This is a genomic window from Anabaena sp. PCC 7938 (genome assembly GCF_049315035.1).
Taxonomy (GTDB): domain Bacteria; phylum Cyanobacteriota; class Cyanobacteriia; order Cyanobacteriales; family Nostocaceae; genus Anabaena; species Anabaena cylindrica.
Map to the genome: position 1 here is coordinate 5,934,219 of NZ_CP186034.1, position 26,219 is coordinate 5,960,437.

23 protein-coding genes are annotated in these 26,219 nt (G+C 39.3%); 22 read left to right on the forward strand and 1 reads right to left on the reverse strand.

Annotated elements, in window-relative coordinates; genetic code table 11:
* Nucleotides 1-172 precede the first annotated feature (172 nt).
* The 16 genes from rpmB to ACOWPH_RS26525 all read left to right on the forward strand — a co-directional run bounded on the left by rpmB (nucleotide 173) and on the right by ACOWPH_RS26525 (nucleotide 20,392).
* Nucleotides 173-409, forward strand: a complete 237-nt coding sequence (gene rpmB / locus ACOWPH_RS26450; protein ID WP_015213089.1) for a 50S ribosomal protein L28 — start codon at nucleotides 173-175, stop codon at nucleotides 407-409.
* Between the two features lie 493 nt (nucleotides 410-902).
* Complete coding sequence (gene hpsA, locus ACOWPH_RS26455; protein ID WP_422665635.1) at nucleotides 903-3,506, forward strand: hormogonium polysaccharide biosynthesis protein HpsA; 2,604 nt, start codon at nucleotides 903-905, stop codon at nucleotides 3,504-3,506.
* A complete protein-coding gene (gene hpsA, locus ACOWPH_RS26460) occupies nucleotides 3,418-5,556 on the forward strand; it encodes a hormogonium polysaccharide biosynthesis protein HpsA (protein ID WP_422665636.1) in 2,139 nt (712 codons plus the stop codon). The genes hpsA (ACOWPH_RS26455) and hpsA (ACOWPH_RS26460) overlap by 89 nt, the downstream gene beginning before the upstream one ends.
* A gap of 23 nt (nucleotides 5,557-5,579) precedes the next feature.
* Nucleotides 5,580-6,287, forward strand: a complete 708-nt coding sequence (gene hpsB / locus ACOWPH_RS26465) for a hormogonium polysaccharide secretion pseudopilin HpsB (RefSeq protein WP_015213091.1) — start codon at nucleotides 5,580-5,582, stop codon at nucleotides 6,285-6,287.
* Nucleotides 6,288-6,352: 65 nt separating this feature from the next.
* On the forward strand, nucleotides 6,353-7,348 hold the full coding sequence (gene hpsC / locus ACOWPH_RS26470) for a hormogonium polysaccharide secretion pseudopilin HpsC (RefSeq protein WP_042464576.1): 996 nt from the start codon (nucleotides 6,353-6,355) through the stop codon (nucleotides 7,346-7,348).
* 24 nt (nucleotides 7,349-7,372) lie between these two features.
* Nucleotides 7,373-8,050 (forward strand): prepilin-type N-terminal cleavage/methylation domain-containing protein, encoded by a 678-nt coding sequence (locus ACOWPH_RS26475; protein WP_015213093.1) that lies wholly within the window; start codon nucleotides 7,373-7,375, stop codon nucleotides 8,048-8,050.
* A gap of 153 nt (nucleotides 8,051-8,203) precedes the next feature.
* The gene (gene hpsE, locus ACOWPH_RS26480; RefSeq protein WP_015213094.1) at nucleotides 8,204-9,157 is read left to right on the forward strand and encodes a hormogonium polysaccharide biosynthesis glycosyltransferase HpsE; all 954 of its coding nucleotides are present in this window, start codon (nucleotides 8,204-8,206) and stop codon (nucleotides 9,155-9,157) included.
* Nucleotides 9,158-9,307: 150 nt separating this feature from the next.
* Nucleotides 9,308-9,847, forward strand: coding sequence for a pilus assembly FimT family protein (locus ACOWPH_RS26485; RefSeq protein WP_015213095.1), 540 nt, complete (start codon nucleotides 9,308-9,310; stop codon nucleotides 9,845-9,847).
* Between the two features lie 142 nt (nucleotides 9,848-9,989).
* Nucleotides 9,990-10,637 carry a TIGR04282 family arsenosugar biosynthesis glycosyltransferase gene (locus tag ACOWPH_RS26490; RefSeq protein WP_015213096.1) on the forward strand — a complete coding sequence of 216 codons (648 nt, stop codon included), beginning with the start codon at nucleotides 9,990-9,992 and terminating at the stop codon, nucleotides 10,635-10,637.
* A 304-nt stretch (nucleotides 10,638-10,941) separates the two neighbouring features.
* The gene (locus ACOWPH_RS26495) at nucleotides 10,942-12,180 is read left to right on the forward strand and encodes an RNA-guided endonuclease InsQ/TnpB family protein (RefSeq protein WP_015213097.1); all 1,239 of its coding nucleotides are present in this window, start codon (nucleotides 10,942-10,944) and stop codon (nucleotides 12,178-12,180) included.
* A 55-nt stretch (nucleotides 12,181-12,235) separates the two neighbouring features.
* Nucleotides 12,236-13,069 carry a hormogonium polysaccharide biosynthesis protein HpsJ gene (locus tag ACOWPH_RS26500; protein ID WP_015213098.1) on the forward strand — a complete coding sequence of 278 codons (834 nt, stop codon included), beginning with the start codon at nucleotides 12,236-12,238 and terminating at the stop codon, nucleotides 13,067-13,069.
* Between the two features lie 275 nt (nucleotides 13,070-13,344).
* A complete protein-coding gene (locus tag ACOWPH_RS26505) occupies nucleotides 13,345-14,253 on the forward strand; it encodes a glycosyltransferase family 2 protein (RefSeq protein ID WP_015213099.1) in 909 nt (302 codons plus the stop codon).
* A 248-nt stretch (nucleotides 14,254-14,501) separates the two neighbouring features.
* Nucleotides 14,502-15,263 (forward strand): DUF502 domain-containing protein, encoded by a 762-nt coding sequence (locus ACOWPH_RS26510; protein WP_042464580.1) that lies wholly within the window; start codon nucleotides 14,502-14,504, stop codon nucleotides 15,261-15,263.
* Nucleotides 15,264-15,557: 294 nt separating this feature from the next.
* The gene (nusB, locus tag ACOWPH_RS26515) at nucleotides 15,558-16,199 is read left to right on the forward strand and encodes a transcription antitermination factor NusB (RefSeq protein ID WP_015213101.1); all 642 of its coding nucleotides are present in this window, start codon (nucleotides 15,558-15,560) and stop codon (nucleotides 16,197-16,199) included.
* Nucleotides 16,200-16,327: 128 nt separating this feature from the next.
* Nucleotides 16,328-18,004 (forward strand): signal recognition particle-docking protein FtsY, encoded by a 1,677-nt coding sequence (gene ftsY / locus ACOWPH_RS26520; protein ID WP_015213102.1) that lies wholly within the window; start codon nucleotides 16,328-16,330, stop codon nucleotides 18,002-18,004.
* A 999-nt stretch (nucleotides 18,005-19,003) separates the two neighbouring features.
* Nucleotides 19,004-20,392: a PP2C family protein-serine/threonine phosphatase gene (locus ACOWPH_RS26525; RefSeq protein ID WP_015213103.1), complete on the forward strand. Its 1,389-nt coding sequence runs from the start codon at nucleotides 19,004-19,006 to the stop codon at nucleotides 20,390-20,392.
* 4 nt (nucleotides 20,393-20,396) lie between these two features.
* On the opposite strand, the gene ACOWPH_RS26530 is transcribed toward ACOWPH_RS26525, so the two are convergent.
* On the reverse strand, nucleotides 20,397-20,846 hold the full coding sequence (locus ACOWPH_RS26530) for a DUF29 domain-containing protein (protein ID WP_015213104.1): 450 nt from the start codon (nucleotides 20,844-20,846) through the stop codon (nucleotides 20,397-20,399).
* Nucleotides 20,847-21,175: 329 nt separating this feature from the next.
* Here ACOWPH_RS26530 and ACOWPH_RS26535 point away from each other — a divergent pair, with 329 nt between their 5' ends.
* The 6 genes from ACOWPH_RS26535 to dxs all read left to right on the forward strand — a co-directional run bounded on the left by ACOWPH_RS26535 (nucleotide 21,176) and on the right by dxs (nucleotide 26,123).
* Nucleotides 21,176-21,724: a restriction endonuclease gene (locus ACOWPH_RS26535; protein WP_015213105.1), complete on the forward strand. Its 549-nt coding sequence runs from the start codon at nucleotides 21,176-21,178 to the stop codon at nucleotides 21,722-21,724.
* Nucleotides 21,721-22,269, forward strand: coding sequence for a hypothetical protein (locus ACOWPH_RS26540; protein WP_015213106.1), 549 nt, complete (start codon nucleotides 21,721-21,723; stop codon nucleotides 22,267-22,269). Before ACOWPH_RS26535 ends, ACOWPH_RS26540 begins: the two co-directional genes overlap by 4 nt.
* Nucleotides 22,270-22,346: 77 nt before the next feature.
* Nucleotides 22,347-22,622, forward strand: a complete 276-nt coding sequence (locus tag ACOWPH_RS26545; protein ID WP_015213107.1) for a hypothetical protein — start codon at nucleotides 22,347-22,349, stop codon at nucleotides 22,620-22,622.
* Complete coding sequence (locus ACOWPH_RS26550) at nucleotides 22,619-23,029, forward strand: PIN domain-containing protein (RefSeq protein ID WP_015213108.1); 411 nt, start codon at nucleotides 22,619-22,621, stop codon at nucleotides 23,027-23,029. Before ACOWPH_RS26545 ends, ACOWPH_RS26550 begins: the two co-directional genes overlap by 4 nt.
* Before the next feature lie 250 nt (nucleotides 23,030-23,279).
* Nucleotides 23,280-23,954: an S-layer homology domain-containing protein gene (locus ACOWPH_RS26555; RefSeq protein WP_015213109.1), complete on the forward strand. Its 675-nt coding sequence runs from the start codon at nucleotides 23,280-23,282 to the stop codon at nucleotides 23,952-23,954.
* A 258-nt stretch (nucleotides 23,955-24,212) separates the two neighbouring features.
* The gene (dxs, locus tag ACOWPH_RS26560; RefSeq protein WP_015213110.1) at nucleotides 24,213-26,123 is read left to right on the forward strand and encodes a 1-deoxy-D-xylulose-5-phosphate synthase; all 1,911 of its coding nucleotides are present in this window, start codon (nucleotides 24,213-24,215) and stop codon (nucleotides 26,121-26,123) included.
* The last annotated feature ends 96 nt before the right edge of the window (nucleotides 26,124-26,219 follow it).

Consider the following 26,219-nt stretch of genomic DNA (forward strand, 5'->3'; position numbering starts at 1 on the left):
GCAAGAATATAACCTAAGCTCTGCCAAAATTTAAAAAAAGTTCAAAATCTTAGAGAATAAGCCTTCTTTCCTTCTGCCTTTTTGCAATAGCAAATCCCAAACCCAAATTTTTGCTGTAAAGCGCCTAAAATAGAAAGGCTGTACTCAAATACGTAATCTGGAGATATTTGTCATGTCCCGTCGTTGTCAACTAACTGGAAAAAAGGCTAATAATGCGATGGCCGTTTCCCACTCTCACCGTCGCACCAAGCGTCTGCAACAAGCTAACCTACAAAGCAAGCGCGTTTGGTGGGCTGGTGGTAATCGCTGGGTAAAACTAAAAATGTCTACCAAAGCCATCAAAACTTTAGACCAAAAAGGTATAGAAGTAATGGCTAAAGAAGCTGGTATCAACCTGAACCACTACTAAACCTGCATCCCTGCTGGGTATTTACCAGAGTGGGAAAATTTTCGCTCAATCACCTCCTCTCTGGGGAGGTTTTTAATTACTTTGCATATTTTTGCACATAAGTGATATTTTTTTTATAAAAGCTGGGTAGTATAAACTTGCACTGTTAATAGAAACTTCATAAAGTTTGACTACAATTCCATGATTCTAAGTGAAATCACTTAACAATATGCTATGACCTAGCATACCATAACTAAATTAATGTTAATAATTTCAGTATTTTCCAGATGAAAGCAAAGATTACAACAGTGTTATAACCAAGTTATACCTTCTTGCGTAAATTGTATTTAGTTGCATAGTTGCTTGATTTGCAATTAGCACCGCCAAAATGCAGTATTTATTAGATGAATATAAAGTTTAAATCTTGACTACAAAATAGAGTTTTAGCCCAATTTTCTCAATATCCAAAAAACATTAAAGATAAGTACCAAATTACTTAGCAGGGAAAGCAGCTATGTCTCAGAAACGTCATTCAGTCCAGGCAATGCTAAGAATATCAAAAAAAAATAGCCGGAAGTTTTTAAGAGCGGCAAAAAAGCAATTAATTCACTTACTTCGGACTACTTTTAGAACTACCAGAAACCGAGAAACGTCCAATGCTGGTTTTATATTGCCCACAGTGGCAATGGTGTCTATAGTAGTTGTTTTACTGACCGTTGCTATTATGTTTCGGTCATTTGACCGAGCTAAAAATGCTAGCAATGTCCGCGTGAATGAGGCTGTAATTAATGCTGCTACACCGGCAATTGATCGAGCCAGAGCTAAAATCAACAAGCTATTTGAAGATAAACGACTACCAAGAGCTACGCCAGCAGATTCTGTATTATACGAAACATTGGCGAATAATATAAATGAATACACGTTTGGCGATGAAACCAAACTGAGGCTAGTTTCTGGTGCAAATGAGTCACTTACAGCATGGAGATTTCCCGTTGATACCGATAATAACGGGAGATTCGACAGTTACACTCTATATGGTATTTACCTTAGAAATCCCCCTTTAAGCGGCAATCAATACACTCGTTCCAGAAATCCATTGGAATCGAGAACTCAACCTATGGCTTCTAATAATGGGGGTGCAGGCTGCGAAGATACCTTTGGGACAAGTGCAACTTTAGTAGGTATTAATGGTTGGTTTAAGTTCGGTAGCAGGTTGAAAAAAGCTTTTTTTGTATACACTGCCACAGTCCCTATTACCACTACAACTACTATCCCAACTGCTACTTCAACCAATTATGAGGTTTTCAAAGGTAATAAAGGCTTTTCTGCCGTAGAGTATCAACAAGACAGGGTGCAGCTCCCTGTAATTAATAATGCTGTTCTTTATGAAGATGATTTAGAACTGACTCCAGGTGCAGACTTCAAGTTGAATGGACGGGTTTTTACTAATAGCAACTTACTGGTGGGTTCCGATGGTGCAACTATTACATTGTATCAAATTAGTAGCAAAGATTCCTGTTTCTACGAGCCTGACAACGCCAAGGTCATAGTTGGGGGCAATATAGGTATTGGTAGATTTATAAGTACAAGTGATTTAAATAATGGAGCCGTAGTTCATTTATTTAACGGCACTGGTGATGTCTCTACCTCTCAAATCAAAGACCACAAAACAGTCACAGACAACCCATCACTCATAACTTACAACAGTCTAGCCTATGTGCAGCGTATCAACCGCTTAGTAGAGGCTCAGATAGCTAACAATGAAAATACTGATCCAACAGAGGTTAAAGAAGGTATTCAAAAGACAAAGGATGATCTTGGGTTAGATAGTTACACCACAGAGGAAGAAGCAAGATTTCGTACAGAACAATTACAGTTGTACTTTCAAAAACGTACCCGCCGTGTTCCTTACAGAGAAGTGGCTTTTGGTGGCAATGCTCTAGGTACATATGCCACAACAACTCCACTTACAGGTAGTGGTGATACACTACGCCCAATAAATACTTGGAGCTTTCCTAACAATCCTGTTAATGGTAAAGTAGGTACTGGCTACACGGGACTGACACTCAGACCGAATACTTCTACCAAGCTTTATCCTAGTGCAACTGAACCAACGCGGTTACAAACAACCTATGGTGGAAAAGAACAATTCTTAGGCGATAGAATTGCTGTTGGTAATAATTTGCCTCAACTCTGGATTAAAGGAGGAGTATTTGTGGGACCAAATGCCGCTGATACTCAATCAATTTCTGGTATTAACTGGGATAATCCTACTACTCCTACAGTACCTAGAACTCGTCGCTCTCTTGTAGAAACACTCGCTGATGTAGGATCTACAGATAGAGATGGAATTTGGGAGCAAGCCGCCGCTACAGTACCAGATAACCCACAAGATCCTATTGGTGGTTTGAGAGTCATCACAGGTGCAGGAATTTATTTGCCTGAAGGTTACACTACAACAGGCAAAAATGACGGGACTGACACCACTTATGCAGTAGCTAAAACTGGGACTATAAATATCTGGTCTGATATGATGCCAGTCGCTTCTAGCACAGCGACATCACCAAGTAGTACAGTCGATCCAAACATTATACTACCAAACGCACTGACACCATATCTGCGAATGCGGGCTACAGCGGTTTATCATTACAAATCCACTGGTTACAATGAGGATACTCCAATCCCCATAGCTTGTGTCAGTAGCTATTATGATCCAACTAGCGAAAATTTAGCCAGAAATAAATCGGGTTTAGCTGATGTATCTCCTGTTGACCGCCTTACCACTCAGCCTTACAATACTACCATTAATACAAATAACGGTAATTCCCACAACGGCATAGTTTATGGTGCGCCTAATAAAGCCGTAAGCGACTATCAGGACGTACTCGATTACCAAGCCCAATTAAAATATCCAAATGGCCGTTGGGTGAATGAACCACTCCAAACTGCTCTAGCAAAAACAGCTGCAAATCGCACCATTGCCGAGCAATCTGCTATAGATGCAGAAATTTGCGCCCTACAGATTTTCGATGGTAGTATTCCAGCACCGTTCTACGCCCTTACCAATTCCTCACGGTGCAATTCAAGAAGTAGCATTTCTAGATGCGAGACAGGTTAAGGCAGTTCATAATGATGTAACTCTCGGTGTAGAAACTTTCACTAATGCGGATGGTTTTTGTCCTCTAGCGACTGGTGATTGTCCTCTAGGAGTACCAGCTAATGTTGTAGCAGCAGTACCAGATGCAGCAGATTATGATCTGCCCATCAGAGACAGACAACCCCTGGAAATTCGCGCCACTGTTTTAAATATAGGTCAGCTTCGCACAACTGCAATCGGTGGTACAACTCCATCACAGGAATACTTATTGCCAAATAGCGGTATTATATATGCTGCTCGCAATGATGCCCTCATAGATGCAAGTTCAGATTTACCAGATGCAACGGCGAAAAAATCCGAAAGTACGGTGGACTATAAGCTTGACCCTACTCGCCGTCCTAATGGGATTATGCTTTTAAATGGTTCAGAAATTTGGCGTGAAGAGGATTATCGAGATGAAGAGAAAGGGTTAATTTTAACTACAGATTTGCCTGTATATCTCAAGGGTGATTTTAATCTACACGACGAACAAGAATTTACCACTGACCTAACTGATGATTGGGGCAATTTCTATACTCGCGCTAAAAGTACCCGTAATCCTAATTTTGCCTGTCGTCCCAATGATTTAAGGCTACCGAATTGTACAACTGGTGACAAGTGGCGACCTGCTTCTATTTTGGCAGATGCTATTACTGCACTTTCTAATAACTTTAGGTTGGGTTTCCGCGATGAGGGAGACTATGACTTAAACAATAACTTGGGAGATAGCGAATCTATCACAGCATTGAAAAAAGTTGGCTTTTTTGCTAACACCTTCGCCACAAATGCTAGTTGGTATAACACTGGCGCAACTCTAAGGGGGTATCCCAAAGACTTGGAATCTACGGTTACTACTCCAAACGCGTTTCAAGGTAGTACTTACGTCAACAACTTTGTCACACCAATTCAACGACGGGCAACCTTCAATGAGTATTTGATGGAAATATGTCCGAAATTGCCTGTTTCAAAATGTGGACCTGAAGATTGGTATGTTAACTACGATGCACCAAACTCAGCTAATAATATTCGCTTATGGAAACCAACTGGAGATACAACTTCTAATGTACTTCTAACTAATGGTACTGTACCTGAATCCTCACTAAATGCTGGTACGACTGCGACTGTTTTTGCTCCTACTGATCCACTTAAACGCTATCCCCGTCGAGTCGCTTTCAAACGTGTTAGTAGTACAGACTCATTCAATGGAGATTTAGTTCTTGATGGCAGTAACCGTCCTACACCCTTGGGTATCATTTCAGATAATGTAGAAGAGTTTCCCTATACCCGTACTACTTATCCTCAGACTAATCCTAATGCTTTATGGTTTAAGACAACCACAAGCACTACCCAAAAGGCAGATAATAACAACAACAGCGACCCAGTTAACACTAAGTTGTTACTGGCTAACGAAACTCTGACTGCAACTAAGGACAGCCATCCCCGATTGCTGCCAGTTTTACAAGTAAATGACCCTTTTGATACTCCTGCAAGTGCAAGTACAGCTGATGTGGGTACTAACAGTAACAGTAATTGGTTGCAAGTAGCTACAGAAACTACTTTTAATGTCATTATGGCTGCTGGAGATACTCCTGCTCGTCCTACTGAAGATAATGGTGGGCTGCATAACTTTACCCGCTTTTTAGAACACTGGAACCCAGCGGCAAGTAACGTTAAAGCAAGAATTAATGGTTCTTTCATGCAGCTTAAAAAAAGTGCTTATGCCACTGCATCATTTACTACTTCTCTAGAAGGTGCAGATAATAGTCTTCTGTATCAAATCGGGATTAACGGTGGTAGAGGTTCCTTCTATCTTCCTCCTGAGAGGCAGTGGGGTTATGATGTAGGGCTGCTGTCTCAATCACCTGATTTATTTGCCCAAAAATTGGTGACTATACCACCTGATAAGCCAGATGAGTATGTCCGAGAAGTTGGTCGAGATGACATCTGGGTGCAAACTTTGTTGTGTGCTAAAACAACCGAAACGAATACACCTAATGCTATAGATGACGATCAACGTGGTACTTGCCCCTAAAACTTAGAAGCTGGTGATAAACAATGATTAAACGTAAACAACAGCAAACAAGTCATCCTGATCGCAATTCTGGTTTTACCATTATTGAGTCGTTGGTAGCGATAGTTGTAGTTAGCATCCTACTAGCTGCGATCGCACCAGTTATTGTTCTATCAACCGCTACTCGTGTTCAAGCGCGACGGATAGAATTAGCATCTCACGCTGCCAAAACATTTATTGATGGTGTCAGAACCGGCTCAATTACAACTCCAGTCGTAGTTTCTACCCTCTCTACTCCTACAACAGGCTCACCCAGAAATATTACTGCCACGCCAGGTGACTACTTAGTTAACACGACAAAAATGCCTGCTCCCACCTCAGCAACTGGTCTCTATTGCTTGAGGAAAGATAATGTGATCAATGTGATCAGTAACATATCAACAGATTGTTTGGATATTAACAACATCAACTTTTTTGTCCAAGCTGGACGAATTGTTCAATCTACTGGACTAAATGACGGTTATCGGTTGGCAATCCGGGTGTATAGGGGAGATGTGGAGTTTGGAAATTCTAGCAACCCTGTATTAGTCAGCCAAGGCAATACTAAAAATCAAGCCTCAACAGTGACAGGTGGACTAGGTAACAAACAAGCCCCATTAGTAGAAATGACTACTGATGTTAGCACTCGTTTTACTTCCTTTCAGGCTTTATGTCAGCGTCTAGGTGCTGCACCTGGCAGAACCTGTCAATAAAAGATTAGAACAAGATAAAGCGTGTAAGGCGTGCATCTATTCAGTAAAGGAAAGACCACATGATGATGAATACACTAAAATTTCTACTCAGGAACCAGCTAAAATCCTCAAAAGTCATTCAGCAAGCTAGTGGTTTTACCCTGATTGAATTGTTGATCGGTATGGTAATGGCATTTCTGATCATCACGCCCTTAATAGGATTTATGATCAGTGTTATGAACACAGATCAACAGGAGCAAGCCAAAACCAATTCTGAGCAAGAAATTCAAGCCGGACTAGATTACATTGGTCGTGACTTAAAGCAAGCCATCTATATCTATGATGCAGATGGTATTGATGCTCTTACTAGCACAGCAAATAGCGGACCGCAAATACCTGTAGCAACTGATAGAACTCCTGTTCTTGTCTTTTGGAAACGAGAATTAATCGAAGATGTAATCGCTAATTCAGGAAGCACTGACAAAGATGATACTTTTGTTTATTCATTAGTTGCCTACTACTTGATTAAAAATAATGACACAACTTGGTCTAAAGCCGCTCGTATTGGTAGATGGCAAATTAGGGATGGTGTAGTCACTACTAGTACAAGTGATAGTGATAGCATACTTTGTACTGGATATACTTCTAGGTATGTTAAAGGACCCACTGGCAACACTAATAAATATTGTCCTAGTACAGGTTTTGAATCCTTTGATCTCAGTCAACAAGGAACCATTACCGAAAGTATGAATGCGTGGACAAAAAAAGTCTCAACTACTTATACTGCTGATACTTTAGTACTTGTAGACTATATTGATCAAACCACAACTGGTGCGCCTGCTGCAAATTGTGCTAACTCGGCAAGTGCTGACATCACCTGGTCAAAAGTAGCACCAACGAGCATGACTGGTTTTTATGCTTGCATTGATATACTTAATACAACGTCAGAAGTATTTATACGTGGTAATGCTCGCGCTCGTATTAATACTCAGGGAAATAATATTGCATATAGTGATGGACAAAAAACTTATTTCCCTACTGCAAACATCAGAGTTCAAGGGCAGGGGTACTTGTATAAATAATGCTGAAAAGTGGAGGATTAAAAAATGGCTGCTGATTATGGAATAGAAAATTTTCTTGTCAAATTATGGACTCACAACCGTAATAATACTAACAGAGATCTGAGAAATTTAAAATCTGGATACACTGATCAGAAGGCTGGCTTTACCTTAATAGAACTACTTGTAGTTATATTGATGATAGGCGTTTTATCGGCAATAGTAGCCCCTAGTTGGCAGGGATTTGTCAACCGACAACGATTAAATAAAGCTTACGAGGGTGTTTTATCAGCTTTACAGCAAGCTCAGACATCAGCTAAAAATAGCAAATTGAACTATAGTGCCAGTTTTAGAGTCAATAGTACCAGTAATATTGCTGAGTACGTTATTTATCAGGGTACCACTTTACCTAGTTCGGGTTGGAATAGTTTAGCAAGTGATTTGGCAAAAAGTAAGGTTTTACTTTATAGCAATATGACCGGTGTGAATACTAAATCTAGTAGTGGCAATATAGTTCTGACTACAACTGGAAGTGGCACAATTACTTTTGATTATATGGGTGCTTTAGCACGTAAATCTGATGGTAATGATGCTGACATACCTTTAAAAGTAATGGTAGCCATACCCACAGCAGGAACTAATCAGGCTGGTAATTTGAGACGCTGTGCTATCTTAGAAACCCTGATTGGGGGAATGCGAACAGCAAAAGACACTAGTTGTACTTAAATTTGTTGGTATTAATAAATTAGATGATTTCAGTGAAAAAACTATATCTAAAGGAGTCCTAAAAGTAGCAAAATTGATACTTGAGTAACTGTTTTGGGAATTCTTATATTCCCGTAAAAAACTGCTCTCAGTAAAAATATAACTTGAAAAGCAATGAATAATTGCATTGATTTTACCGTAGCTATCCCTACTTACAACGGTGAACATCGTTTACCTGAGCTACTAGAAAAACTAAGAAGTCAAATTAATACAAAGAATATCTCTTGGGAAATTATTGTTGTTGATAACAACAGTACAGATAATACAGCTAAAATTGTTAAAAGCTATCAAAAAAATTGGCCATGTACATATCCCTTAAAATACTACTTTGAAGCCAAACAGGGAGCAGCTTATGCTAGAAAAAAGGCAATTGCAGAAGCTAAAGGTCAATTGATTGGGTTTCTAGATGATGACAATTACCCAACCCCTAACTGGGTTTCATCCGCTCATAGTTTTGCTCAAAAATATCCCCAAGCTGGTGCTTATGGTAGTCAAATTCATCCTAACTGGGAGATAAAACCACCAGAAGATTTTGAGAGAATTGCCCCATTTCTAGCAATTACAGAGCGAGGGGACTTGCCTTTGCTGTATGAAACTAAGACAAAATTACTTCCTCCTTCTGCTGGACTTGTTGTCCGTCGTCAGGCTTGTTTGGACATTGCACAGAGTCCAACAGTTTTAATTGGTAGATTAGCTGATAATATGCTGGCCGGTGAAGATTTAGAAATGTTGTATTATATCCAAAAAGCTGGGTGGGAAGTTTGGTATAACCCGGAAATGGAAACTTATCATAAAATACCTGAATTTCGTTTAAAAAGAGAATATTTAATTCCATTTTTTAGGGGTATTGGACTAAGCCGTTATGTGACTCGCATGGTAAATATCCAACCTTGGAAGAAACCAATTTTTTCGTTGGTATATATGCTTAATGATTTGCGTAAGGTCTGTTTACATCTAATCAAATATAGAGGCAGGTTAGAAAGTGATTTAGTTGCATCTTGTGAAATGCAACTATTTTTAAGTAGTTTGGTGAGTCCTTTCTATCTTTGGAAGCATGGTTATTTGTAGTGAGAAGAATTAGAATATTACTGAGTCAGACGAGATATTCACTTGATTTTTTGTACAACAAATTAATCTTTGCTTTATAAAATTTACATATTTAAATGAAATTAAGCAAGTGAATATATTTAAGGTATAAAAAATAGATAACCATGACAAATGAATACAAGGTGCAAACACTCTTTTGACAAATCTAATAGCGGATTTACTTTGCTAGAAAATCTAGTTGTTGTGTTTGTAATTGCCATATTATCAGCGATCGCAGCTCCTAGTTGGTTAGCCTTTGTGAATATTCGCCGTCTGAACGTTGCACAAGGTCAAGTTTACCAAGCAATGCGCGAAGCTCAAAACCAAGCTAGAAAGGAAAAATTGACGTGGCAAGCTAGCTTTAGAGAACAAAATAGTATTGTTCAATGGGCTGTTCATCCTGCAACAGTTAGCCCCAGTAATGCTTTATGGAATAGTTTAGATTCTAGTGTCCGCTTAGATAGTGAAACAAATTTGGATCTTGTCAATAATGTGCGGCAGATTCAATTTGATTATACGGGTAGTGTCAAACTTCAACAATTAGGAAGAGTGACTTTATTTATTCAGTCTGGTGGAACAGCAAAGCGTTGTGTGATAGCTTCTACTATTTTAGGGGCAATGCGAATGGCAAAAGATCGTCCTACTGCTCAAGATGGTAAATTTTGTTATTAAGATAGTATGGCGGTTATTGGTTGAATGAGGTACAAAAACCCCACCCCCAACCCCCTCCCCGCTGTTTCGTGGAGGGGGCTATGATATACCTCATGTGATTAGGAAATGCTATATTTAAATATCTAAATAAACTCAGTATATTGTGTTGAAATCACCAACTAAAGAGAAACAGCACCTGATTATTTTTACCCGCTACCCAGAACCAGGGAAAACAAAAACCCGGATGATACCCGCTTTGGGTAATGTTGGTGCTGCGAATCTGCAAAGACAGATGACGGAATATACTATCAAGCAGGTAAAAGAATTACAAAAAACATCAGCTGTAACTGTGGAAGTGCGGTTTGCGGGAGGTAACTTGCAACTGATGCAAGATTGGTTGGGGTTAGATTTGGGTTACAATTCTCAGGGTGAAGGCGATTTAGGTGAACGGATGGCGCGATCGCTTGCCGATGCTTTTGACAAGAGTGCAGAATATGTCATTATCATTGGTACAGACTGTCCTGGAGTGAATGCACAGATTTTAACCACAGCTTTTGAGCAACTAAAGTCTTTTGAACTTGTACTTGGCCCTGCAATTGATGGTGGTTATTATTTAATTGGTTTGCAGCAACCAATCCCAGAGCTATTTTTTCAAATCGAGTGGGGAACAGCTCAAGTATGCCGACAAACTATAGAAATTGCCGAGAAACTTAATTTATATTCTGTATACTTACCTACACTGGCTGATGTAGACCGTCCAGAAGATTTACCCATTTGGGAACAAACCCTGACCGGAAATGTCGAAAGATGAGACTCATTATTTTTTAGTGACAACACCCATAACAGCTACTATTGTGGTATAGTTTTAAACCTAATAGCGCCAGTAAATCAAGTAAAAAATTCATGCACCAACAGGGTTTTACTGCTTTACGGGCTGATGAAAATAAGCCCATTTTGACAGCTGCGGTATAATCTGTCTTAGCTTTTTATAGTTGGATACTCACATAGAAAGGATGGTGAAGCCCACAGTGAGGCAGATAAGTCCGCTCAGTTCAATCTCCTTTCTTTACATATAATCCACCTTTGTCTAAAATAACGACATTATTCTTCAGGAGGTGATATTTCTGTACAAATGCCAGCAAAATCTAATTCAGCCAGATAAATCTCTCAAAACCATATTAGAATTTATCTGCTCTCAATCTCACAGATTAACCAATTGCGGTATTTACTATGCCAGGCAAATCTTCTTCAAAACAGGGAAGATAATCAAGAAGTTTGATTTGATTAATGAATACAAAAACAACAAGCATTACCAAGCCTTGCATTCTCAAGCTGCACAACAAACTCTGTTATCGGTATTTGAATCTTTCAAATCATTCAAGGCTTTAAACAGCAAGTACAGAAAAGGAGAACTAGAAGATAAACCAAGATTGCCTAAATATAGAAAATCTGGATTAGTAGCAATATCTTACCCCAAACAAGCACTGAAAATAGTAGAAGGACAGATTCAAATACCATTAGGTACAACTATCAATAGATGGTTTAGTTTGAAGAACTTTCTTCTACCAATGTCATCTAACTTAAATTGTGATGACATCAAAGAGCTAAGAATAGTACCTCGTAATCGTTGTTTCTATGTTGAGTTTGTTTATCAATCTTCAGAGATAGAGAAGCAACAAATAAGCCCAGATAGATGTCTGGGAATAGATACAGGAATTGGTAATTGGTTGACTTGTGTTTCTAACGTGGGAACTTCATTTATTATTGATGGCAGACATTTAAAATCTGTCAACCAATTTTATAATAAACAGATTGCCACTATTAAACAAAACAAACCCCAAGGATTTTGGTCTAAAAGATTAGCTGCTATTACAGAAAAACGAAATCGTCGGATGCATGATGCTGTCAACAAAGCAGCAAGATTGGTAATAGACAATTGTTTAAAACATGGAATTGGAACTTTAGTCTTTGGGTGGAATAAAGGACAAAGACAAGAAGTTAATTTGGGAACAAAAACTAATCAGACCTTTGTGCAGATTCCTACTGCTAAACTCAAAAACCGCATTTCTCAACTATGTGAACATTACGGGATTGAGTTTGTAGAAACTGAGGAAAGTTATACATCCAAGGCTTCGTTTTTGGATAATGATTTTCTCCCGAAATATGGTGAAAAACCCGTGACGTGGAAAGAATCAGGTAAACGAGTAAAGCGTGGATTGTATCACACTGCTAACAATATTTTAAGAAAAGTAAAGACAACGTTGGGATTAAATCTCGATGGAGTCTATAGGGGCGCTTTGACTACGCCTTTAAGAGTCCGTTTTTGGGCTTCTTCAGAATCCCCTCGGCTTTAGCCAGGGGAGTGTCAAATATGGCAAACAATTTTATTGACAACAAATTTACAAAAATATGGTTAACCGCGTAGCTGCCTCAAATACTTCACTCACACTCAAGGTTGTGGGAATAATCTGCATTTTGTCTTTTTTCGTTGATTTTCTGATCCTGTTGTTAGGCTTTAGTCCCACTAATAAGCAATCACAAATTGGCTTGGCAACAGCCCTAGTTGACCGAGGAATTGTGCCGCTAGTAGGTTTAGGAATGCTATTTGCTGCATATTGGTTTGATGGGGCTGAAGATCGCCCACAAGGTATAGATTTAAGACTTCCATCCTTAATACTCTCAAGCATCTTAGGATTGATGTTTTTGCTGATTTTTCCTCTACACCTCAATAATGTGCGGCAAGCCAGCACACAAACTGTAAAAGACATCTCCCAACAAGCCCAACAAGCTGAAAACCAACTTAACACCCAATTATCCCAATTTGAAGCCCAACTTAATAACGATCAGGCCAAAGCTCAATTAGAGCAAGCGAGAATCCAAGCTAAAACTAGGTTTAGTGAACTAATTAAAGATGAGCAGAGATATAAGCAAGCGCTCGAAAACCCCCAACTTCCCGCAGAACAAAAAGAATTACTCAAGAAATTTAAAGCCAATCCCCAAGAGCTTGATAAATTTATTGCTCAACAAACAGATCCTAGAGAAGTTGCTAATCAAAGACTGAGCGAAATTCGCCAACGCAAAGAAACAGCAGAAAAAGAAGCTAAAGATAATGCTTGGAAATCTGGACTGCGGATTGGTTTGAGTAGTTTGTTGTTGTCTATTGGTTATATCATCATTGGTTGGACAGGATTAAAAGGTATGGGTACTTTACAAGGTAGTAAACGTAAGGTTCCAGCGCGTTAATCTCCGTGAGCATTCAGCAGTATATTAGCGGTTGTCTGTTGGATGTAATACAATTGGGGGCGGGGGTCTCCCTGCCCTTATACAGCAGGAGTCAGGAGTCAGGAGTAAAACTGGCTTTATGTATAGGTTTCAATTTAGATTTTGTACCTCCTAACTACGCAAACTGCTGTATGTTTTCACATTTTTAACCTTCAAACTCTTGATATATCTAAGTTTTAGATTTATTTAGCAACTCCTAAATTAATAGATTTAGTAAAATCTCTATCAAATCAGAAATGTTCTCAATTTACATACTCACATATAACGAAGAGTTAGATATCGCTGCTTGTATAGAATCAGCCATGTTATCTGATGACATCATAGTTGTAGATTCTTGTAGTAGCGATCGCACTATAGAAATTTCCAGTGGTTATCCTATTCGAGTCATCCAACACCCCTTTGAAAGTCACGGGAAACAACGCACCTGGATGCTAGAATCCGTGCTTCCCAAACATGAGTGGGTGTACATTCTCGAAGCCGACGAGCGCATGACACCAGAACTTTTTGCTGAATGTGTCGCCGCAACTCAAAACCCAGATTACATCGCTTACTACGTTGCGGAAAGAGTGATGTTTATGAATCAGTGGATTCGTTATAGTACCCAATATCCCCGCTATCAATTGCGTCTTTTCCGTCATGGTAAAGTTTGGTTTACAGATTATGGCCATACTGAACGGGAAGTTTGTGACGGTGCAACCAGCTTTTTAAAAGAAACCTATCCTCATTACACTTCTAGCAAAGGTTTGAGCCGCTGGCTCGATAAGCATAACCGTTATTCTACAGACGAAGCCAAAGAAACTTTGTATCAATTAGAAAATGGCGATGTGAAATGGCGAGATTTATTTTTTGGCAAATCGGAAGTAGAAAGACGACGCGCCCTTAAGGATTTATCTTTGCGTGTACCAGCTAGACCAGTGATACGCTTCGTGTATATGTATTTTTTCCTGGGTGGCTGCTTAGACGGACACCCAGGTTTAGCTTGGTGTACTTTGCAAGCATTCTATGAATACTTGATTTTGTTGAAGGTTTGGGAAATGAAATATAGCAGGGGTCAGGAGTCAGGAGTCGGGAGTCAGGAGTCAGGAGTCGGGAGTCAGGAGTCAGGAGTCAGGAGTCAGGAGTCGGGAGTCGGGAGTCAGGAGTAAAAACCTGTTTTGGTCGGAGTTGCAGCATTTTTTTTATAATTGTGAGCATCTGGTGATATGGCGCGTTAGGATTAGTATTACCTAAGAAACTTGCAACAATCATTTACAGGTTTTATAAAGAAAAGTAACACTATTAAAGATTAACCAACCAATATTATGGTTGGTATACGTCTAATTGCAGGTTTAATGGGGACTGATTATTAAGGACTTGCTAACAACTCTTAACTTAATACCCAGAAATCAATGGTGTGGATAACAATCATAATAATTTGACTAACCAAAAAAAGGAGAATAGGGGCTTGGTAATTGAACGCCTAAAACAGGACTTCAAAAATGACCTGATTGCTGGTTTGTTGGTGGTGATTCCCCTAGCGACTACAATCTGGCTGACCATTACTATTGCCAGTTGGGTAGTTAATTTTCTCACCAAAATCCCCAAACAGGTGAATCCCTTTGATGGTCTGCATCCTATATTAGTCAATGTACTTAATTTAGTAGTTGGGTTAGCTGTACCACTACTAAGTATCCTGATCATTGGCTTAATGGCTCGGAATATAGCTGGTAGGTGGTTGCTAGATTTTGGTGAGCGATTTTTGCAAGCAATTCCTTTGGCAGGCCAGGTATATAAAACCCTCAAACAATTACTAGAAACTATACTCAAAGATTCCAATGGTAAATTTCGGCGTGTAGTTTTATTAGAATATCCGAGACGGGGAATTTGGGCGATCGCATTTGTCACTGGTGCAATTAGCAATGACATCCAAGCGCAAATGAATCGTCCCATGTTGAGCGTCTTCATCCCCACAACCCCCAACCCTACCACCGGATGGTATGCAGTAGTTCCAGAAGACGAAGTAGTCAACCTCTCACTATCTGTAGAAGAGGCTTTCAAAATAGTTGTCTCTGGTGGGATTGTTGCCTCTAATGCACCCCTATCCCCCTTAGTTTTACCAAAATCAATATCACCCATAGAAACTAAACAGCAGGTGATTACTGTGGAAGACAAGTAAAATCAACCAGGTAAACTCATCATTGATACAGCAGGAGTCAGGAGTTCGGAGTTCGGAGTTCGGAGTTCGGAGTCAGGAGTCAGGAGTCAGGATTCAGGATTCAGGAGTCAGGAGTTCGGAGTTCGGAGTTCGGAGTCAGGAGTAAATAGGCTTGGTGTATGACTTTGAATTTAGATCCTGTACCTCATTTATCTGAAATCTGCTGTAAAATTGTTCTTTAGAATGTGCAGAAATTGATATAATTATGAGTTTGCCCTTTTAGTTCATTAATTTCCCTACCAATACCCCACCATCATGCAACCTCGTAAACCCCAACAGATAGCACGCGAATTAGCTTTATTAAGCCTTAGCCAGTTGCCAGTTAACCCCAAGAAATTGGAAAAACTGCCTGATGAACAATTAGTAGCTAAATTAGTACTCGGCGCAGTACGCACTTTGACGACAGAAGTGCAAGATACCCTCGACAACGCTGCGGGTGAACTCCAACGCAGTAACGATCGCCTTTTAACCAGCCAAACACGGGCTTCAGACCTGAATACAGCGAGAACTATGCTTCAAGAAGCGATCGCTTGTACCCAAACAGCCATCAATCAATTAGGCACAGCCATTGACTTCCCAGAATTAATCCAGTTAGCCAATCAAGATAAAGAAGTCCGCAATTACGCCAAAGAAATCATCATCACTGTCAACGACAACCGCAGTATCATTGATCAATTCATTTCTGAAGCTTTAGTCGATTGGCAAGTCTCTCGTTTAGCACAAATTGACCGGGATATTCTGCAAATCGCTGTAGCAGAAATGCGATTTATGAGAGTTCCCGCTAGTATAGCCATCAACGAAGCTGTAGAGTTAGCTAAACGCTACAGTGGAGATGAAGGACATCGCTTTATTAATGGTGTTCTGCGCCGTGTCACAGAACAGAAACAAACAGCATAGGGTAATATCCTCACTTCACCTATCCTGAATTTTTTCCAAGTGAGGATAACCCGAAAACTTCCATCCCCAGAAAACGTGACTAATTAAATTAAACTGAAAATTAATAAGTTACTAAAAATACTGCTGCAATGGTTTTTAATTGGTTCCGCCGTCAACATAACGATACCCCTGAACAACAGCCACAGGGGGAAACTCCACCCGCGCCAGAAACACAGCCAGAACCAGCCGCAGAAACTACACCAGAGACAGAGGATCTGCTGGCGTTTGCTAAAGCGGCTTACAAAAATATTCAGCAAAAACAACAGTCCCAGATCCAAGCACCTGCAACTGTTTCGGAAGATACACCAGAAGTAATTTCTAAAGAAACAGCAACACCTATTATTGAAGAAACTACAGAAATAGCCGCAATAGAAGAAATATCTGTAACTGAAGACATAACTCCAGTAGCTGTTATTGAAGAAAATACAGAAATAGCCGCAATAGAAGAAATATCTGTAACTGAAGACATAACTCCAGTAGCTGTTATTGAAGAAAATACAGAAATAACCGCAATAGAAGAAATACCTGTAACTGAAGAATTAACTCTAGTAGCTGCAATTGAAGGATCAGAAACTTCTGGCACAGAAACACCAGTCAGTGAAACACAACCAGCCTTATCCTTTTTAGAACGGGCAGCAGCCGAAAGACAAGCCAAGCAAGAAAGATTAATTGCCAACGCCATTGAAGTTGAGGAACCAGAGACAACATTAACTCCTGCATCAACCACAGCAAACGTAGAAGTAGAAATTCCTGAATTAGAATTTGATGATGGCTTTGTGTGGTCAGTTGAAGTTTTGGCAGCCCAAGGAAGAAAGGCTGAAGATGTTTCCATAGAAGAAATTACCTGGCTGAAAAAGTTACGCCAAAGCTTAGATAAAACTCGGCGGAATATTCTCAACCAACTTAAATCAATTGTTGGCCAAGGGCCTCTCAATCAAGCTGCTGTAGCAGAAATTGAAGCATTACTCCTGCAAGCAGACGTGGGTGTAGAGGCAACAGATTTTATTATTGATGCCTTACAGAAAAAACTGCGGGATGAAGTGACTCCACCGGAAGAAGCGATCGCATTTCTGAAAAAAATTCTCCGGGATATGCTAGATGCACCAAATCAAGTTGCAGAAAGACCCAGTTTTGCTCCAGATAAAGAAAACCTGACCATTTGGTTAATTACCGGAGTCAATGGGGCTGGTAAAACTACCACAATCGGAAAAATTGCCCATTTAGCCCAAAAATCTGGTTATAAATGCTTAATTGGGGCTGCTGATACCTTCCGGGCTGCCGCTGTAGAACAAGTTAAAGTTTGGGGAAGCAGAAGCGGTGTAGAAGTTATAGCCAATCCAGGCAAGAATACAGATCCTGCCGCAGTGGTATTTGATGCGATCGCCGCAGCCCAATCACGAGGAACCGAATTACTCCTAATAGATACCGCCGGGCGACTACAAAACAAGAAAAACTTAATGGACGAATTAAGTAAAATTCGGAAAATTATTGACAAAAAAGCCCCAAATGCTCATATAGAATCACTCTTAGTTTTAGATTCTACCTTGGGACAAAATGGACTGCGCCAAGCTGAAGTCTTTTCCCAAGCAGCCCAACTAAGTGGCGTTGTCTTAACAAAGCTAGATGGTACAGCCAAAGGAGGAGTTGCCCTAGCAGTTGTGCAGCAACTAGGTTTACCCATTCGCTTTATTGGTGCAGGAGAAGGCATTGAAGACTTGCGCCCATTTTCTAGCTATGAGTTTGTTGAAGCACTATTAAATGGCTAGTGTAGGAAAGCTAGAAGCAGGGGGGAGAAAAAAGTCGTCATTGATAATTTGCGGGCAAGATGCCCGCACCACAAGAAACTTTAAGAAACTTTTGGGTATTTTTTTGATTGGAAGTCCCTAAAGTTGGTTTAATCTACCTTTTCACCCTCTTTGATTGATAGTTGTTGTTGCTATGTTGTGCTAAATACCTACGCAAAAATATTTAGCCATTTTTCAACACCAAGGAAATCGCTGTATTATTTCACCATTTCCCCCTTCCCTATTCCCTGAAATATTCAAAATCAACCCAAATTTGTAGAAATTACTGTTCAAATTGGGATCGTAGCTAATGCCTGAAAGCTTTTTGCTTCCTTGCATTCAGCAAAAATGAAATACAGAAAACAGTATATTTGCTAAAATAATTATTTTTTTTACAATAAATGGCTAACTTCTGCTAAAATTGCACACTAAAGCCATTTTGCCAATTATCGAAGTAGTTTATCTAATGCAACAGCAAGTTTACTTGATTACTGCAACAGGTATCCACAAGCAAGGGTGAAATGTTTGCAATCTATAAATTTACATTCTTCTTTTACAGGCAGGATGGTAAATCTTTTTTTCCTTATTCCTAAAAAAACGCACTCATCAAGAAACAACCTTGTAAATTCATTGCTTCAAGATTCCTAAGGCTTACTCTGCAAGTGTAGTATATGGGGTTTTTTGCTAACAAAGTTTTATTTCTCAAGATATATGAATTACCAATTAAGTCATGGAAAAATTATAAGCCTTCTATAACGTAATCCTCGTTACAGTTTTTTACTGCCCAATCTTCAAATAAATAAAGAGGTGACTGTAAATTCCTAAAAATATAATACTCATAAAAATCACATCCTCAGCTTTTTTACTCTTGCTAAAATGACTAATTTTGTCCAATATGATTGAACAATGCCTAAGAAAAAGGATTTGTAAAAAATCATAAATCTGCAATCTGTTAATATCAAGTGCAATAATTATTTACCTGTGTCTCAAGTGCCTTCTCACCCCACTGAAAGTAATAGTAGTGCCACGACAGATGTCACTCCAGTCGTGGCACTGAAAGAACTTGTGGCCAGGCTACATCGTGAACAGAACAAAATTCAAGATTTGCTCAGTTCTTTAGGATTTGCCCTCAGAAGCTTCAATAATTTGAATCAGTTCTTAGAATTGATTCCTCTTATGGCAACCAGAGTAACTGATGCTGAAGGTAGCGCCCTTTTTCTCTACAAACCCAATGGTCAAATTAGGCTAGAACAACTGCATTGGCAGGATAGTCAGCAAAGAAAAAATATCCGCAAAGCTTTAGAAAATGCCAGTAGTCAAATTACACTTGTACCTAATTCAGTTCCTTTAGCAACAACTACAGGTATTTTAGATGCTCAGATGCATCACTATTTAGGGCCAGATGTACAAATTTTTGGCACTGCAATTTTAGTTAAGCATACAGAACGCGGTTGGCTTTACGTTTTAAGCCGTGATCCTGATTATAGTTGGACAGAAACCAGACAAAAATTAGTGAGATTAGTTGCAGATCAAACGGCTGTAGCGATTGAAAATGATGAATTAGCGGTAGAACTGAGGAAAAAAGAACGCTTAGATCAAGAATTAGAAATTGGTGCAGAAATTCAACGCCGACTTTTACCGCGTCAATGTCCTAGTATTCCTGGTGTTGTTTTGGCTGCACGTTGTAAACCGGCTAATCGAGTCGGTGGAGATTACTACGATTTTATTCCTACAAATCATCATCAATTGCCCTCAAATAATCATAAAGGCAGTGCAGAAGATGCCTGTTGGGGTTTGGTAATTGGGGATGTTATGGGTAAAGGTGTTCCCGCTGGGTTGATTATGACAATGATGCGAGGAATGCTGAGAGGTGAAGTATTGCATGGTAATTCCGCAGCCGGAATTTTGCAAAATTTGAATCGAGTCATGTACGCGGATTTGGAAAATTCCCACCGTTTTGTGACTTTGTTTTACTCAGAATATAATCCTCGCACACGGATTTTGTCTTACAGTAATGCCGCACATAATCCTCCTTTCTGGTGGCACGCGGCTACAAAAAATGTGACTCGTTTGGATACTTTAGGGATGCTGATTGGCTTAGATGCTAATAGCCAATATGAAGATGCCCATGTTCAGTTAGAATCTGGAGATACGATTATTTATTATACAGATGGTTTGACGGATGCATCTGCGGCTGGGGGCGATCGCTTTGATGAAGAAAATTTTATCACTTCTTTTAACTTCGCTTGTCGTTATTGCAACGGCCCACAGGAAATTGTCGATTATTTATTTGATAAGGTTGAGGAATTCATCGGGCCAGATAAGCAAAATACCGATGATATGACCTTGGTAGTTTTACAGATTTTGTGATGGGTTAAGGTAAAAATTCCATATCCAGTATTTGAGTCACTGAGTAAGGTAAATCTGCTGGAAAGGTATTTTGGGGAATTTCAGTTTCGTTGCTGGCTAGTTTTTTTCCTCTGCGGTAGCAATCAGCTAAAACTTCTTCTAGATAAGGATTAAGACTAGGACTATCTTGGAGTAAATCTTCAATGCGGTTTCGTTGTTCTGCGATCGCATTTTGCCAAGAGCCACTTCGCAAACTGGGCTGATATTGCCATTTTAGCAAATGCTGTAACAATACTTCTAATCGGCTTTTCAACTCTCGTCGGTCTGACCTTCCCAAGCTTTCAATCTCCTCAACCACCGCATCCCAATCAACCCTATCCCATTTTTCCGCACGAATTAATTCAGCCGTTTGCTGTGTCCATGTGACAAAATCAGTATCATACAACCGGATTGCTGTCTTGGAAATAGAAACCATGATTTTTTGCAATCTTGTTTGGATGGGTTATTAATCTACTATTTTAACTCTGAGTCAGTAAAAGAATTTGTATAGCACTAGTAGTCTGCCAAAGACATTTTGACGGATAGAGAAGAAACGAACCGCGTTCGCGGTAGCGTTGCAAAGCAAAGACCGCAAAGACCGCGAAGGAAGAAGGAAGATTTTTTTATTCGTCAATCTCTCAACACTTGGAAACCATAGATTTTCTGTAGGTTGGGTTGACGCAAGGAAACCCAACAATAATCAATAACAGCTTCAGGTAGAATTAATGATAATAGGTTACAACATACGACACATCACATATAATCATGACCACAGATGTAGAATATCAAGCAAGAATTACCAGCTATAACTGGGATGATTTAATAATATTATGGTCAGAAATTGAATCAGGTAATACGCCAAATTGGGATGCAGGTAAAGCATTAGAATATCTCGTTTTACGAGCATTTCAACTGAACAACACCGAAGTAACCTGGCCTTATAGCGTGTATTTAGATGGAGAAGAAATAGAACAAATTGACGGAGTAGTTTATGCAGATGGCTTATCTTGTATAATAGAATGTAAAGACACAGCAAAACCTGTTAAAATTGAACCTATAGCCAAGTTAAGAAATCAACTATTACGCAGACCAGCAGCAACTATTGGGAGTATATTTAGTCGTAGTGGATTTACAGAAGCATCGGAAACCTTAGCTGGATTTGTTGCACCTCAAACTATTCTATTGTGGGGAGGAGAAGAAATTAAATATTCTTTAGAAAATGAGTGTATACGTAGAGCATTAATCAAAAAATATCGTATTTGTGTTGAACAAGGACTAGCTAATTACAGCATTAAAACAGAGGTTCTATCATGACTTTATCTTATATAGTATTAGAAGGTAATAAAAACCAAGAAATCTTAGAAAAATTACTACCTGAAAATCTGATTCAAGATGTGAAAATAATAGTAGGTGACAGTCAGTATGAAGTAAGATCATTAGCAAGTTCACTACTCGCTACTAGAAATACTCCTGTTATCTTAGTCCTAGATGCAGATACAGATAATGAATCTCAAATATTTGAAAAGCAAGATTTAATTAATTATTTATTGCGTCGAGCATCTTCTGGTATCCCTTTTCAAGTTTCTCTAGCTGTTCCACAAATAGAAATTATCTTAATACAAGATAAATCATTAATTGAAAAAATAGCACAACGTCAATTTAATGATTTAGAATGGAAATTTGCTCAAAGTAAACCTAAAGAATTTTTAGAAACAGTTTTAGGTAAAGAACAATCAATCAACGAGAGAATCTTTAGCAATATAAATGATGAAGAAATTAAGATATTGCAGCAACATCCATTAATACAAGAAATAATGATTTTCTTGTCATCTCTTACTACATCTTCTGTTGCAATTTAGAAAAGAGCAAATAAACCCAACATCGCTTTTTTGTATCTAACTAGAGTGGGAAAGGCTATATCTTCTTATCTGTTATAATGGCGAATGATAAAGTTAACCGCAAAGTAATGATTAAATTACAAGAATTGCAAGAACAGGTATTAGAATTACCAATCAAAGAACGCTGGACTCTTGTACAAACCTTACTAGCATCAATTCAACAAGAAACACTATTTTCTATTCCTCCTCAACATACCCTAGAAGGTTTATCTGAACTTGACCCCTGGACACAAAGCCTAATAGGTGTAATTAGCTTAGAATCAGAAAATCCAGAGGAAAGTTATGTTAATTACCTAGAGGAGAAATATAGTTGAAACAGGTATTATTTGACAGCGATGTTTTACTAGATATTTTAGCACAGCGTCAACCGTTTGTTCTTGCCTCAGCACAAGCATTAAATACAGTCATGAAAAGACAGGTGCAAGGCTTTGTTTCAGGACACGCTGTCACCAATATATTCTATATTTTACGCCGTCAAATTGGTAGCGAAGCAGCACGTAAATTAATAGAAAACTTATTGCAAAATATTAAAATTGCCAGCGTTACAGATGAAGTAATTCATCAAGCTTTGCAAAGTGCAATTAAAGATTTTGAAGATGCGGTGACAAGTGCAGCAGCAATGGGCGCAGGTTTAGAAATAATCGTAACACGAAATAAATCTGATTTTGCAGAGTCTTCAATACCGGCAATGTTGCCAGAAGAGTTCTTGAAAATGCTTTGAAAAGTAAGTAGGTTGGATTGACGCAAGTAAACCCAACAAAACCCACCATTAATAGGGATACGTTTTCAAAATTCCGTGATGCCTCCAGCACACTACATGAACATAAATCAAATAGGATTGCTATACAACGGTATTAGACTAACTAATATAAGTAATTAAAATAATTACGAATCAATAGCAACAAATCAACATAACTGCTCGTCTAGTGTAATTGTTCTCCAAAATAAGCAGATTTGAAAGGGTGATCACTATGAAGTATTGGCTAGGGACAATTTCTTTGATTGTATTAATACAAAGCTTTCCATTAATTGAACTAACACAAGCACAAGAAAATATTCCTGTCATTAAATCAGATTATATTCAGAAAGTGCTGGAAACAAAATTAATGGATAACTTTCCCGATGGAAAATTTTATCCAGAAAGATTAATTAGTCGTGCAGAATTAGCAGGAGTTTTAGTTAAAGCTTTTTATTTAGATAAACGACAAGCTGCAAAACAAGAAAAACCCATATTTGTGCCAGATGTACCCAGTTCTTATTGGGCATATGAAGATATTCAGACAGTGCTGAAAACTGATATTATGAAAGGTTATCGGGGCAATATGTTTTTCCCAAACCAAAGGGTAACAAGAGCGGAAGGTTTAGCGATTTTTGCCCAAGCTTATGGAGTTTTTCAGTTTTCTGAGCCAACCGTCAACGAAATTTTGACCCCATACCCAGATGCAGCGTCTATACCTAATTGGGCTAGAAGAGCGATCGCAACCGTCATCACCGAAGATTTAATTAATATAGATCCTCAAGGTAAGATTAACCCATTAAGTCCCATGACCCGTGGCGATCTTGCTTACGTCTTAAGTAAATATTTGCAACGTCAACAAAAACAACCAGAAACTCCAATAGTACCCGGTATTCCCCAACAGCCATAATTTGGATTGTCAAGGTAGAAAATGCCATAAAATACAAGCATTTTTAGTTACTTTCAACACAAGTAACTAAAAAAGTACAACATCAAAAATCTTGTATTCAAACAAAAATCTGAATCTATGCCTTGTTCCAGCAATGTATTGTTAACAAAAGCTATACTACAACAACAACATTGGTAACAGTAGGATTCTTGTCGCCACCTGAGGTGAGAAAATCAAAAGAATGCCAAAAATAGAGTTTAGAGAGGAAAATCCTATAATATGCATCTGAGTGAAATCACCCATCCTAACCAGTTGCACGGTTTGTCGATTCGACAATTACAACAAATTGCCCATCAAATTCGAGATAAGCACTTACAAACCGTTGCAGCAACAGGAGGGCATTTAGGTCCCGGCTTGGGAGTTGTAGAATTAACCCTAGCGCTTTACCAGACGCTGGATTTAGATCGGGATAAAGTCATTTGGGATGTAGGCCACCAAGCTTATCCCCACAAACTACTCACAGGTCGTTACAGTGACTTCCACACCCTCAGACAAAAAGACGGAGTTGCTGGTTATCTCAAGCGTTGCGAAAACAAATTTGACCATTTTGGGGCAGGACACGCTTCAACCAGTATCTCAGCTGCCTTAGGCATGGCTTTAGCCCGTGACTTAAAAGGGGAAAAATTTAAAGCTGTAGCTGTAATTGGAGATGGTGCTTTAACTGGTGGTATGGCTTTAGAAGCTATCAACCATGCGGGACACCTACCCAAAACGAACCTGCTGGTAGTTCTCAACGACAACGAGATGTCCATATCTCCCAATGTCGGTGCAATTCCCCGCTATCTCAACAAAATGCGCCTTAGCCCACCGGTGCAATTTATCAAAGATAATTTTGAGGAACAAGTTAAACACATTCCTTTCGTTGGTGAGTCGCTTTCACCAGAACTAGATCGCATCAAAGAAGGGATGAAGCGTTTGGCAGTTCCCAAGGTAGGTGCAGTTTTTGAAGAACTGGGCTTTACCTACATGGGGCCAGTTGATGGACATAATTTAGAGGAATTAATTGCTACTTTCCAACAGGCACATCAAATGACAGGCCCTGTTTTGGTTCATGTAGTGACAACTAAAGGCAAAGGCTATGAAATTGCTGAAAAAGACCAAGTAGGCTATCACGCCCAAAACCCCTTCAATGTATCCACTGGTAAGGCTATTCCTTCCAATAAACCCAAACCCCCTGCTTATGCTAAAGTCTTTTCTCACACTTTAGTCAAACTTGCTGAACAAAACCCGAAAATCGTTGGTATTACAGCAGCAATGGCTACAGGTACGGGTTTAGACAAACTACAAACTAAACTGCCTAATCAATATATTGATGTCGGTATTGCTGAACAACACGCTATCACCCTAGCAGCAGGTTTAGCCTGTGAAGGAATGCGTCCTGTTGCGGCTATTTATTCCACCTTCTTACAACGCGCTTACGATCAAATCATTCACGATGTTTGCATTCAAAACCTGCCTGTGTTCTTCTGTTTAGACAGAGCAGGAATTGTGGGTGCTGATGGACCTACTCACCAAGGTATGTATGACATTGCTTATCTACGTTGCATCCCCAACATGGTAGTGATGGCTCCTAAGGACGAAGCCGAATTACAACGGATGGTTGTTACTGGTATTAATCATACTAGTGGCCCTATTTCCATGCGCTTCCCTCGTGGTAATGGTCACGGTGTGCCTTTGATGGAAGAAGGTTGGGAACCTTTGGAAATCGGTAAAGGGGAAATTCTCCGTCAAGGTGATGATGTGTTAATCGTCGGTTACGGCACAATGGTTTATCCAGGAATGCAAGCGGCAGAAATTCTCAGTGAACACGGTATTGAAGCAACTGTGATTAATGCCCGTTTTGTTAAGCCTTTGGATACTGAGTTGATTTTACCTTTGGCTAAACAAATCGGCCGGGTTGTCACTTTAGAAGAAGGTTGTTTAATGGGTGGCTTTGGTTCTGCTGTAGCTGAAGCTTTAATGGATGCTGATGTTTTGGTTCCTGTGAAGCGGATTGGTGTACCAGATATTTTGGTAGATCATGCGACACCTGATCAATCTTTTGCAGCTTTAGGTTTAAGCAGTCGGCAAATTGCCGAAACTGTTTTGGAAGCTTTCTTTAAGAAACAAGCTGCTGCTGCTGTGGTGTAATTTATCGAAAATTCTCTTGTTCCCATACAGAGTATGGGAATTTAATTTTTAAAGGCTCTGCTTTCCTTTATCCTGGAGTCAGAGCCTATTTTTAGA